11 protein-coding genes are annotated in these 11783 nt (G+C 65.3%); 8 read left to right on the top strand and 3 right to left on the bottom strand.

All coding sequences use genetic code 11. The features are described from left to right. Positions 1-7: 7 nt before the first annotated feature. Both HMPREF3145_RS01905 and HMPREF3145_RS01910 read left to right on the top strand, forming a co-directional pair. Positions 8-547 carry an RNA polymerase sigma factor gene (locus HMPREF3145_RS01905; protein WP_070421570.1) on the top strand — a complete coding sequence of 180 codons (540 nt, stop codon included), beginning with the start codon at positions 8-10 and terminating at the stop codon, positions 545-547. Between the two features lie 9 nt (positions 548-556). Beyond that, complete coding sequence (locus HMPREF3145_RS01910) at positions 557-1987, top strand: YkvI family membrane protein (RefSeq protein WP_070421571.1); 1431 nt, start codon at positions 557-559, stop codon at positions 1985-1987. Positions 1988-1990: 3 nt separating this feature from the next. Here HMPREF3145_RS01910 and HMPREF3145_RS01915 read toward each other — a convergent pair whose 3' ends face one another. Both HMPREF3145_RS01915 and HMPREF3145_RS01920 read right to left on the bottom strand, forming a co-directional pair. Next, on the bottom strand, positions 1991-3019 hold the full coding sequence (locus HMPREF3145_RS01915) for an aspartate-semialdehyde dehydrogenase (RefSeq protein ID WP_070421572.1): 1029 nt from the start codon (positions 3017-3019) through the stop codon (positions 1991-1993). A gap of 12 nt (positions 3020-3031) precedes the next feature. Then, positions 3032-4297 (bottom strand): aspartate kinase, encoded by a 1266-nt coding sequence (locus tag HMPREF3145_RS01920; RefSeq protein ID WP_070421573.1) that lies wholly within the window; start codon positions 4295-4297, stop codon positions 3032-3034. Positions 4298-4388: 91 nt separating this feature from the next. On the opposite strand from HMPREF3145_RS01920, the gene HMPREF3145_RS01925 reads away from it, so the two are divergent. The 6 genes from HMPREF3145_RS01925 to HMPREF3145_RS01950 all read left to right on the top strand — a co-directional run bounded on the left by HMPREF3145_RS01925 (position 4389) and on the right by HMPREF3145_RS01950 (position 11524). Further along, positions 4389-5219: a DMT family transporter gene (locus tag HMPREF3145_RS01925; protein ID WP_070421574.1), complete on the top strand. Its 831-nt coding sequence runs from the start codon at positions 4389-4391 to the stop codon at positions 5217-5219. Between the two features lie 147 nt (positions 5220-5366). Beyond that, the gene (gene leuA, locus HMPREF3145_RS01930; protein ID WP_070421575.1) at positions 5367-7178 is read left to right on the top strand and encodes a 2-isopropylmalate synthase; all 1812 of its coding nucleotides are present in this window, start codon (positions 5367-5369) and stop codon (positions 7176-7178) included. Positions 7179-7237: 59 nt separating this feature from the next. Further along, positions 7238-8473, top strand: a complete 1236-nt coding sequence (locus tag HMPREF3145_RS11615) for a hypothetical protein (protein ID WP_070421576.1) — start codon at positions 7238-7240, stop codon at positions 8471-8473. Between the two features lie 13 nt (positions 8474-8486). Then, the gene (locus HMPREF3145_RS01940) at positions 8487-9470 is read left to right on the top strand and encodes an exonuclease domain-containing protein (RefSeq protein ID WP_070421577.1); all 984 of its coding nucleotides are present in this window, start codon (positions 8487-8489) and stop codon (positions 9468-9470) included. Between the two features lie 10 nt (positions 9471-9480). Next, positions 9481-10767 carry a Mur ligase family protein gene (locus HMPREF3145_RS01945; RefSeq protein ID WP_070421578.1) on the top strand — a complete coding sequence of 429 codons (1287 nt, stop codon included), beginning with the start codon at positions 9481-9483 and terminating at the stop codon, positions 10765-10767. Next, positions 10760-11524, top strand: coding sequence for a type 1 glutamine amidotransferase (locus HMPREF3145_RS01950; protein WP_070421579.1), 765 nt, complete (start codon positions 10760-10762; stop codon positions 11522-11524). The genes HMPREF3145_RS01945 and HMPREF3145_RS01950 overlap by 8 nt, the downstream gene beginning before the upstream one ends. Here HMPREF3145_RS01950 and HMPREF3145_RS11415 read toward each other — a convergent pair. After that, the coding region (locus HMPREF3145_RS11415) for an HNH endonuclease signature motif containing protein (RefSeq protein WP_141740782.1) at positions 11498-11783 on the bottom strand (286 nt) is incomplete at its 5' end. The two genes, HMPREF3145_RS01950 and HMPREF3145_RS11415, sit on opposite strands and share 27 nt — an antisense overlap.

The following is an 11783-nucleotide window of genomic DNA, read 5'->3' on the forward strand; positions in this document are numbered from 1 at the left end:
ACAGGTTGTGAGCAGGAACGACGAAGGCTACATCACCGAACTGGCGCTACGCGCCGGCCGCGGTGACAAAGCCGCGCTCACCGAATTCATCCGCCTCACCCAAGACGACGTATGGCGCCTGCTCGCCCACCTCGCCGGCCCCCAACACGCCGACGACCTCACCCAAGAGACCTACCTGCGCGTCCTCGGCTCCCTGCCGCGCTTCCAGGCACGCTCATCCGCCCGCACGTGGCTGCTCTCGCTCGCGCGGCGCGCCTGGGTCGACTCCGTCCGCCACGACATGGCACGCCCCCGCAAGTCCGCCGCCGAATACGAAACCGTCGCCGCCTCCGACCCCAGCCCCGACAACCCCAACACGTGGGGTGACGTCATCGACGCGCGCTCGCTTCTCGACGAACTCCCCGCCGAACGCCGCGAAGCACTCGTATTAACGCAGGTCCTGGGCTATACCTACGAGGAAGCCGCGAAGATCGCAGGGGTGCGCGTGGGCACCATCCGATCCCGGGTTGCGCGGGCCCGTCGCGACATCATCGCTGGCACCGAGTAAATTATCTACATGCTGAAAAAAGCCTTACTTATCTCTGCCGCGTTCATCGGCACCGTGGTCGGCGCAGGCTTCGCGTCCGGCCAGGAGGCCATGCTGTACTTTTCCGCCTTCGGCACCCAGGGCCTGTGGGGAGCGATCCTCTCCTCCGCCCTCATGCTGATCGCAGGCGTAACCATCCTCCAGCTCGGCTCGTTCTTCCAAGCCAAGGAGCATATGGAAGTGCTGGGCATGATTTCGTCGAAAGTCATGGGCTGGATCTTGGACATCGCCACCATTGTGACGCTGTTCTCCATCGGCTTTGTCATGTTCGCCGGTGCCGGCGCCAACCTCAACCAACAGTTCGGCCTGCCCGTGTGGATCGGCGCGGTGCTCATGCTGCTGATGACGCTTGGCTTCGGCATGCTGGACGTGGACAAGGTCACCGGCGCTATCGGTGCGCTGACCCCGTTCCTGCTCATCTTCGTCATCGTCGGCTGTGGCTGGACCCTGGTCAACGGCCACCCCGACTGGGACGCCCTCAACATCGCCGCATCCAACGTGGAGACGTCACTGCCGAATTGGTGGGTCGCCGCCCTGAACTACACGGGCCTGAACATCATCTGCGTGACGTCCATGGCCATCGTCATCGGCGGTAACCAACTGGATACTCGCGCAGCCGGCCTCGGCGGCCTGCTGGGCGGCGTGGGCTACCTGGTCATGCTGATCCTGCTGGCGCTGTCGCTGCTGGTGAAGATCGAGACCGTCGAAGGCGACGACATGCCGCTTCTGACCCTGATCACCGACCTCAACCCGACCATGGGCACCATCATGGCCCTAGTCATCTTCGGCATGATCTTCGCCACCTCGCTGAGCATGTTCTACGCCCTGGGCAAGCGCCTCGCCCGCGGCCGCGAAGAACGATTCCGCCTCATCTTCGTCGCCGCCTGCCTGATCGGCTTCGCGCTGTCGTTTGTGGGCTTCCAGTCGCTGGTGTCCACCGTCTACCCGATCCTGGGTTACCTGGGCATCCTGCTGATCACCGTGATGACCCTGGCGTGGCTTCGCGGCATCCCGAAACTGCGCAAGGAAGGCGACCGTCGCCGCCGCGCACTCGAACTGACGCGCAAGAAGATGGACCCGAGCGAGCGCTTTACCAAGAACGAGGAACGCGAACTCGAGTACATCACGTCCAAGTCCAACGTGGATGAGGAGGAACTCGTCGAGGCACTCGAGGAGGAAGTTGCGCAAGAGCTTCTCGACGACGACGAGATCGACTACGACGAAGAAGACCGCGAAAGCCCCTCCGACCTGGTCTACATCTCCTACACGGAGCCCGTGTCGGCCGAGGAGTACAAGGCCAACCCGGACGAGCCGTGGAACGACAGCACCGTCGACGACATGATCGCCGCCGAGGAGGCAGCCGAAGCCGCTGAGCGTGAGGAAGAGGAGCGCCGCCTCTAGCGGCTAGACCAGCAGTTCGGCGATCTGGATCGTGTTCAGGGCGGCTCCCTTGCGCAGGTTGTCGCCCGAGACCACAAACACAAGGCCACGGTTGCCGTCGATGGTCTGATCCTGGCGGATGCGGCCGACAAGGGAGTCGTCGATACCCGTGGCCTCACGCGGGGTCGGGACCTCGACGACGCGCACGCCCGGCGCGTTTCCGAGCACCTCGGCGGCGCGCTCCGGGGTGATCTCCTTCTCAAACTCCGCGTGCACCACCATCGTGTGCCCCGTGAACACCGGGATGCGCACGCAGGTGCCCGCGACCTTCAGGTCCGGGATGTCCAGGATGCGGCGGGACTCGTTGCGCAGTTTTTGTTCTTCGTCGGTTTCGAAGGTGCCGTCGTCGACAATCGAGCCCGCCATCGGCAGCGCGTTGAACGCAATCGGGGCGACGTACGGGCCGAAATCGCTGTTCTTGTCGGTCACACCGTCACGCACCAGCACGTGCGGGTCGCCCAACTCGGCGACCTGGTTGGCCAACGTATCCACACCGGCGAGGCCCGAGCCGGAAACGGCCTGGTAGGAGGAGACGCGAAGGGTGCGCAGCCCGGCTTCGTCGTGAAGCGGCTTGAGCACTGGCATCGCGGCCATGGTGGTGCAGTTCGGGTTAGCGATGATGCCCTTGGCCAGGTTCTTCACCGTCTCCGGGTTGACCTCAGAGACGACGAGCGGGACGTCGGTGTCTTTGCGCCACGCCGAGGAGTTATCCACCACGGTCGCACCAGCTGCGGCGAACACGGGCGCCCACTCGCGCGACGTGGAACCACCGGCGGAAAACAAGGCAATGTCGACGTCCGCGACGGACTCCTCCGTGACCTGTGTGAGGTCCTCGACGACGATGTCCTCGCCGCGGAACTCAATCGTCTTGCCGGCAGAGCGCGGCGACGCGAAGAAGCGCACCTTATCCGCCGGGAAGTTACGTTCGGTGAGGATGTCGCGCATCACGCGGCCAACCTGGCCAGTCGCGCCAACAACAGCAAGCGTGGTCATTTGCAAAACTCCTTAACGTCCAGTGCCTGCGTACACCACGGCCGGCTCGTCGCCGCCGAGGTCAAACTTCGAGTGGATCGCACGCGCCGCCTCGGCCACGTCGGCCTTGCGCACCACGGCGGTGATGCGGATCTCGGAGGTGGTGATCATCTCGATGTTGATGCCCGCGTCGCGCAGCGCGTCGCAGAAATCAGCGGTCACACCCGGGTGAGACTTCATGCCGGCGCCAACGAGCGATACCTTGCCGATCTCGTCGTCGTACGTAATGTCGTCCCAACCCTCGTTGACCTGCATGGCGCGCAGCAGTTCCATGGTGGCGGCGCCGTTGGCCTTCGGCAGGGTGAAGGTGATGTCCGTCTTGTTGTCCTCGATGTTGGAGATGTTCTGGATCACCATGTCGATGTTCACCTCAGCGTCCGCGAGCGCACGGAACACCTTGGCGGCCTCGCCCACCTCGTCGGTGATGCCCAGGATGGTGATCTTGCCTTCCGAGTCGTCGGTGGCCACACCGGTGAGAACTGCTTCTTCCATGGGGATATCCTCCAATGCTCCGGCGACCAGGGTGCCGGTGTCGTTGCTGTAAGACGAGCGCACCCGCAGGGGCACGTTAAAGGCACGCGCGTACTCGACGCTGCGCAGTACAAGAATTTTGGAACCGCTGGCGGCCAGCTCGAGCATCTCCTCGAAGCAGAGCTTGTCCAGTTTGCGGGCGTCGGCCACGATGCGCGGGTCCGCGGTGTAGACGCCGTCGACGTCCGAGTAGATCTCGCACTCGTCGGCGTTCAATGCGGCGGCGAGCGCGACGGCGGTGGTGTCGGAGCCGCCGCGGCCAAGCGTGGTGACGTCCTTCGTTTCACGGTTCACGCCCTGGAAGCCGGCGACGATGGCGATGTTGCCCTCGTCGATAGCTTCCTTCACACGCCCGGGCGTGACCTCGATGATGCGGGCGTTGCCGTGGCGCTCCGTGGTGATCACGCCGGCCTGGGAGCCGGTAAAGGACTGCACCTTCTCCCCCAGCGCGTCGACCGCCATGGCAACCAGCGAGTTGGAGATGCGCTCGCCTGCGGTGAGCAGCATGTCCATTTCGCGTGCCGGCGGGTTCGGGTTGACCTGTTCTGCCAGGTCGAGCAGTTCGTCGGTGGTGTCACCCATTGCCGAGCAGACCACCACCACATCGTTGCCAGCTCGGCGTGTCTCCACAATGCGCCGGGCGACCGCGTTGATGCGCTCGGCGCTTTCTAACGAAGATCCTCCGTATTTCTGGACTATCAGTGCCATCTCAGCCTCCCACGGATCCTTCGTGCATTCCAACGGTCAAGAATAGCGTCCCAAAAGCGTTGGTTGGCGTCTCTCGCTAATATCATTCACCGTGCATAGTATTTTTCTCGCCGTTGTGTTCGCGCTGCTTTCGGCGGCGACGATGGCGGCGGGCACCGTGTGGCGACACCGGATCATGCGTGACGGCAGTTCGGTGGTGAAGTCCATGCGCCGGCCAGCCTGGTGGGCGTCGATGGGGCTTGCGTTTTTGGCCTACGGTTTTCAAGCCGCGGCGTTGGCGTTTGGCACGCTGCTTGTGGTGCAGCCGATCCTGGCGCTCTCCCTTATGTTGACGTTGGTGTTTTCGGCACGCGCGGAGCATCGCCGGATGCACCAGGCAGAAGCCTTTTGGGCGGTCATTCTTACCGCGAGTGTGGCTGGCGTGATCGTGTTCGGCCGCCCCATCCCCGGCGAGCGCGAGCCCGCGACCTGGGAGTGGGCCACCGTGGTGGGGGTCGGTGCGGTGGTCTCCATACTCGCATTGGCCATTGCTTCTCGACGACGCCCCAACACCCGCGCACTCATCGACGGCATCATCTGCGGCGCCATGTTCGGCTTCCAGGCCGTGTTCTCCAAGGTGGCGGTGGACGCGTTCGTCCACGGCGGCGTCTCTGGACTGCTCGCCTCCTGGCAACTGTGGGCCATGCTGGTCGCGGCGACCGCCGGCACCATCGTGCAGCAATACGCCTTCGCCGCCGGCAACCTGGCCACCTCCCTGCCAGCCTCCAAGATCGTCGAACCCCTGCTCGCGTTCTCCCTCAGCCTGACGTTGTTGGGCGAAAGCTTCAGGCACCAGTCGGTGCTTGGGTACGTGCTGGTGGGGTCGTCGATAAGCGTGATGCTCATCTCGGCGGCGTTCCTCACACGCGTTTCCATAAAGTGATGTAGGGTGTGACGCATGTCGCAACGGACGCTTCTCCTTCTACGCCGCGGCGGGAATCAGGCCCACTAACACGGCCGGCACCCCGTCGCGGAGTTTCTCATTGCCGGCCGTGGACACCCCCACCCCCGACAATGAAGGAACCAAACAATGTCCGACTTCTTTGCACCCCGCGAAATCCAAACCCCCTCCGGCCCACGCAACGAAGGCCAACCCGCCTGGAACAAACAGCGCGGCTCCCAAATGCCAGTCGAGCGCTACCTGACGTTCGCCCAAGAAGTAGAAGACATCACCCTGCCGGACCGCACCTGGCCCGACAAGAAAATCACCCACGCGCCACAGTGGTGCGCCGTTGACCTGCGCGACGGCAACCAAGCCCTGATCGACCCAATGAGCCCCGAACGCAAGCGCCGCATGTTCAACCTGCTGGTGGAAATGGGCTTCAAGGAGATCGAGGTCGGCTTCCCCTCCGCATCGCAGACGGACTTTGATTTCGTGCGCGAGATCATCGAAAAGGACATGATCCCCGACGACGTCACCATCCAGGTCCTCGTCCAAGCCCGCGAGCACCTGATCCGCCGCACGTTCGAAGCCTGCGCAGGTGCGAAGAACGTCATCGTCCACTTCTACAACTCCACCTCCAAACTGCAACGCCGCGTGGTATTCCGCAAGGACCGCGAGCAGATCAAGGCCCTGGCCACCGACGCCGCCGAACTGATCAAAACCATCTCCGCCGACTACCCCGACACCAACTGGCGCTGGGAATACTCCCCCGAATCCTTCACCGGCACCGAGCTGGAGTTTGCAAAGGAGGTCTGTGACGCGGTCGTCGCAAAGATGGGTGCCACGCCAGACAACCCGATGATCATCAACCTGCCCGCCACCGTGGAAATGATCACCCCCAACGTCTACGCCGACTCCATCGAATGGATGCACCGCAACCTGGCCAACCGCGAGGCCGTGATCTTGTCACTGCACCCCCACAACGACCGCGGCACCGGCGTCGCCGCAGCCGAACTCGGCTACCTCGCCGGCGGCGACCGCATCGAAGGCTGCCTGTTCGGCAACGGCGAACGCACCGGCAACGTCGACCTGATCACCCTCGGCCTGAACATGCTCACCCAAGGCGTCGACCCCCAAATCGACTTCTCCGACATCTCCCGCATCCGCGACGTCGTCGAATACTGCAACCAACTGCGCGTACCCGAACGCCACCCATACGGCGGCGACCTCGTCTTCACCGCATTCTCCGGCTCCCACCAAGACGCCATTAACAAAGGCCTCGACGCGCTCGCCCAAACCGTACGCCCCGACGCCACCAGCGAAGACGTCACCTGGGACGAACTGCGCGACACCACCTGGGAAGTGCCCTACCTGCCAATCGACCCCAAAGACGTCGGCCGCACCTACGAAGCCGTCATCCGCGTCAACTCCCAATCCGGCAAGGGCGGCGTTGCCTACATCATGAAGACCGACCACGGCATCAACATGCCCAAGGCCATGCAGCCCGAATTCTCCGCCGTGGTGCAAAACATCACCGACTCCGAAGGCGGCGAAGTCAACTCCAAGAACATGTGGGACATCTTCGCCACCACCTACCTCGACCTGGACACCCCGCTGGACCTGGCGTCCTACCGCATCGACGCCGCCGAAGAAGAAGGCGAAGACACGCGCGTGTCGGCGGTGGTGTCGTACGAGGGGGCTCGTCGAGAAGTGCAAGGCTCCGGCAACGGCCCCATCGCGGCGTTCGCCAACGCACTCGAGCAGATCGGCATCGACTTCGAAGTGCAGGACTACTCGCAGCGCGCCCGCACCGCAGGCGACGACGCCGACGCAGCCTGCTACATCTACGCCGACGTCGACGGCACCTCCGCCTGGGGCGTAGGCATTGCCGGCTCCACCACACGTGCCTCGCTTGAAGCGATCGTGTCGGCTGTGAACCGGTCCTACGTCAAGAACTAGGCCGCCCTGCCCAAGAGGTCTATACTTGGGCACACCTTTGCAGGCGGTGAGGAGGACGGATGCGAACGTACGCGGTACCCGGTGGGGGATTTGACGTCCCCATCGAGCAACCGCGTATCGACGACCCCACCGCCACCCCCTTCACCGCCACCCTCAACCCCCTCGACCGAGGCGGGTTCGAGGTACTGCGCGGTGACGCCGTAGTTGGCGTGTTGAGCGCCGGGCGCCGCGCCGACCTCGACCACATCGCCCGCCACGGCTTCGCACCCCAAGTGCGCGCGCGTATCGACGGCAACGACATCGTCCTCGACCTCGCCGTCCCAAGCCTGTCCATCCCCACCAACGAACCACCCCGCGCCCCCTGGGTCCTCCTCCCCAGCGGCCAGACGTACGCGGTCGGCCCGTACGAGACCGACCAGCACCCCGCCCAAGTCCTCGCAGTGATCGCTCCGGGTGGGGACGTGTCGGTCGATGGGCGGGTCGTCGCAAAGCTAGAGGCCCCGGAACTTGCCGACACAATCGCCGACCTCACCGCGCGCGACCTCACCATCGTCGCCCGCGGCACCACCGACGGCCACACGCTGACCATCGACGCCGCACCCCACACCGGCGACCTCAACATCTCACCCCTGCCATTCTTGCCCGCCCTGCCACGCGAGAACGACACCGGATTCTTCGCCACCGTCGACGCCGAAGCCGCAGCCCTCGCCGCCGACACCGAAGAGCACACCGAACCCGACACCGCAGGCCGCAACAGCATCGCCGGCCGACTCGTCGCCGCAGGCGCCGCCGTCATCGCCGTCGCCGTCACCGTCGTCGGCACCGCTATGATCAGCGCATCCTGGCGCGAAGACCAAAGCTCCGTCTCCCCCTTCCCCGAAACCGTCACCAACACGACCACGTCGGAATCGTCGGAATCGTCTGAGTCGGAGACGCCCGAGACGTCCGAACCGTCGGAGGCGTCGGAGACGCCCGAGCCGTCGGAGTCGCCGGAGCCGTCCGAATCGCCCGCCGCGCCAAGCGTCCCCGCCGTACGCGTACCCACCCCACAGCAACAACTGCCAGTGCCCGCACCTGCCCCCGTGCCCGCGCCCGTCCAAGCACCCGCGCCCGCGCCTGCCCCCGCGCCAGCGCCAGCGCCGGCACCGGTACAAGAGCAGGCACCAGCACCCGCACCTGCCCCCGCGCCAGCACCGGCGCCCGACCCGCGCCCATACGAATACTCCATCGGCGGCTTCAAAGTCCGATCCAACGCCCCGCTCGACCGCCCGCTGTATGAGGTCACCGAGCCGTAGTACCCTCTGAACAATGAGTGACTACCCCTTCGTCGCAGTATTCGTGCAGGCAACCGGCATCCACCCATCCACCGCACGCCTGCTCACCATCGACGCAGTCACCTTCGACGCCTCCGGTCGCATCGGCGAAGACTTCCACGCCGTGATCAACCCCGGCACCGACCCCGGCCCCGCCCACACCCACGGGCTCACCCCACACGACTTCGCCCAAGCACCACGCTTCTCCCGACACCTGCGCACGCTGGACAAACTTCTCGACAACCGCACCCTCATCGTCCACGACGCCCCCACCACCTGGGGCTTCATCGTCTCCGAGGCGAAACGCGCCATGAACGCCGCCGCCCGCGCCAACCGCTCACGCCGCGGCCGAGGCAACAAACGACGCCAACGCGTCGGACACGTGCCGCGGCCGGAGATGATTGTGGACGTGCTGGCGTCGTCGCAACGCAATGGCCACATCCCCGCAGACACCCGCATCAACGCAGTCGCCAACATGATTGGCGTCGCATCCCCACCCGCAACCGCATCGCTTGAGCGCGCGCAAATCCCCGAAGCCGAATTCTCCCGCGAACAAACCCTCAAACTCGTCGCCATGTACCTCCACATGGCCGACAACCCCGCCACCTACAACCCCGCCGACCTCACTGGCGACAAATTCGGCCTCCAACGCAGCGCCGTCCGCGTCGACGCCGAAAAAGCCCCCGCACTCACCGCCAACCCCGGCCCGCTCGACGAAGACGGTCTCAAACCCGGCATGGAATTCGTCATCTCCGACGACATCACCCGCAACCCCGACGACCTCATCGACGCCGCCATGCGCGCCGGCCTGACCTACCGCGAAAAACTCACCCGCGAAACCTCCGTCACCGTCTCCGACGCCAAACTCCACGGCGCCGAACTGCGCGGCAAAGCCATGCACGCCGACCGCAAAAACATCCCCGTCGTCTCCGGCGACGAATTCGCCCGCCTACTAGGAGACATGACCCCCGCAGAGTAGCCTTGTGCGCATGCAAGGACCCATCTCCCGAGCCCGGGCACGCCTAGCGACGACCGCAGCCAACCTCGCCACCGCAGCCTCCCGCGCCACCGGACGCGGCGCCGGCGGCATGATCGGCGGCCTCGTCGCAGGCGCGATCGACCCGAACATCATGGCCACCCTCGGCGGCGGCCGCCCCACCGTGCTGGTCACCGGCACCAACGGCAAATCCACCACCACCCGCATGCTCGCCGGCGCCGTCCGCACGAAACACACCGTGGCCACCAATGACGGCGGCGACAACATGGACGCCGGCATCATCTCCGCTTTGCTCGCCGGCAAGGACGCGGAGGCCATCGTGCTCGAGTGCGACGAACTGCACGTCCCCAAAGTTGCCGAGCGTCTGCAGCCGAAAGCGTTCGTCCTGCTGAACCTCACGCGCGACCAATTAGACCGCGTCGGCGAGATCAACTCCATCGAACGCGCGCTACGTGGGGCGGTGATGGCGCATCCGGATGCGGTGGTCGTCGCTAATTGCGATGATGTGCTCATCTCCTCGATCGCCTACGACCACCCCAACGTCATCTGGGTCGCCGCGGGCGCCGGCTGGCTGGGTGACTCCGTGACCAACCCACGCTCCGGCGGGCACGTTGTTCGCTCGTCCCTCGCGAACAACGACGATATGGACTGGTACGCCGTCGAACCACTCCCCGACGGCCGCGAATTCCGCCGCCCCACCCCGCAGTACACCGTCACCGACAACGCCCTGCAAACCCCTCAAGGCGCGGCGGTACTCGACCTGAAACTGCCCGGGCGCGCGAACCGGGGCAACGCCGCCCAAGCCATCGCGTGCGCCGTCGAAGCCTTCGGGGTGCCGCTCGACGACGCGGTGCGCGCCGCCAGCGAAGTGGACAACGTCGCCGGTCGCTACACCACCGTCCACCTCGGCGAACACGACATCCACCTGCTTTTGGCCAAGAACCCGGCCGGATGGCAGGAGGCGCTGTCGATGGTGGACCGTGACGCCGACGGTGTCGTCATCGCTGTCAATGCCAAGCAAGGCGACGGCGAGGACGTCTCGTGGCTGTGGGACGTGAAGTTCGAGGACTTCGGCGACACCCACGTCGTCGCCGCCGGCGAGCGCGCCACTGACCTTGCGGTGCGCCTGACGTACGGCGGCATTGACCACGAGCGCATCCCCGACCCTGTGGAGGCGATTCGTGCCTGCCCTCCGGGTCGCGTGGAGGTGTTGGCCAACTACACGGCGTTGCTGAATCTGCGCCGCGCGCTGTCGAAGCAGGAGGATTACCGTGCCTAAACTCACCATTGGTCTTGTGTTGCCCGACGTGTTGGGCACGTACGGCGATGACGGCAATGCGTTGGTGTTGCGTGAGCGTGCGCGCCTGCGTGGTTTCGATGCGCACATCGAGCGCTTCTTACTTCACGACGACATCCCCGCCACCTGCGACATCTACACCCTCGGCGGTGGCGAGGACGCCGCCCAGTTGATCGCCGCTGCCCGTTTGAGCGCCTCGCCGGGGCTGCAGGCGGCTGCCGCGGATGGGCGTCCGGTCTTCGCGGTGTGCGCCGGTTTGCAGGTGTTGGGTCACACGTTCCGTGCGCATGGCGAGGAGGTTGAGGGCGTGGGGCTTCTGGACATCACCACGTCGCCGTTGGATACCCGCGCGACGGGCGAACTCCTGTCCGAGCCGACGCAGGCCGGCATCACCGCCGAGCTGACCGAGACGCTGACCGGCTTTGAGAACCACATGGGCGCCACCGTGCTCGGCCCCGAGGCGCAGGCGCTGGGCGTGGTGACGCGCGGCGTCGGCAACGGTGCCGGTGATGGCGCTAGTGCCGGTGCTGCGGGCACCGCTGCGACCACTGGCGCGAAGGTGGATGGCGTGGTGCAGGGCAGCGTGATCGCTACTTACATGCACGGTCCGGCGCTCGCGCGAAACCCGCAGTTGGCGGATTTGCTCATTGCACGCGCGCTGGACGTGCCGCTTGCGGAGTTGGCTCCGCTTGATCTCGAGGATGTTGCCCAACTACGTCGGGAACGCCTCGCCAAATAGTTGGTCCATTGCCCCGCGGTTGGTGTTTTTCACCGGATACCCGCGGGGTGAGATCCATACTGGGGCACCCCGCACCATGACGATCCGGCCGCGTTTCTTGCGCCACGGGTCATCATCATTCACCCGATTGTGATAGCGACACAACGGCGCCAGGTTGCCAATGTTGGTCTCCCCGCCATGCCGCCAGGCCTCCACGTGGTGTAACTCGCACACGTCAGCTCCGTGACGGCAGCCAGGAAACGCACACACCGGGGAGACC

The sequence above is a fragment of the Corynebacterium sp. HMSC05C01 genome, assembly GCF_001807155.1.
Taxonomy (GTDB): Bacteria; Actinomycetota; Actinomycetes; order Mycobacteriales; family Mycobacteriaceae; genus Corynebacterium; species Corynebacterium coyleae.

Excerpts from the sequence above, each read along its gene's own strand:
- HMPREF3145_RS01920 (WP_070421573.1), bottom strand. The coding sequence starts at position 4,297 with ATGGCACTGATAGTCCAGAAATACGGAGGATCTTCGTTAGAAAGCGCC.
- HMPREF3145_RS01940 (WP_070421577.1), top strand. The coding sequence starts at position 8,487 with ATGAGTGACTACCCCTTCGTCGCAGTATTCGTGCAGGCAACCGGCATC.
- HMPREF3145_RS01910 (WP_070421571.1), top strand. The coding sequence starts at position 557 with ATGCTGAAAAAAGCCTTACTTATCTCTGCCGCGTTCATCGGCACCGTG.
- HMPREF3145_RS11615 (WP_070421576.1), top strand. The coding sequence starts at position 7,238 with ATGCGAACGTACGCGGTACCCGGTGGGGGATTTGACGTCCCCATCGAG.
- HMPREF3145_RS01915 (WP_070421572.1), bottom strand. The coding sequence starts at position 3,019 with ATGACCACGCTTGCTGTTGTTGGCGCGACTGGCCAGGTTGGCCGCGTG.
- HMPREF3145_RS01945 (WP_070421578.1), top strand. The coding sequence starts at position 9,481 with ATGCAAGGACCCATCTCCCGAGCCCGGGCACGCCTAGCGACGACCGCA.
- leuA (WP_070421575.1), top strand. The coding sequence starts at position 5,367 with ATGTCCGACTTCTTTGCACCCCGCGAAATCCAAACCCCCTCCGGCCCA.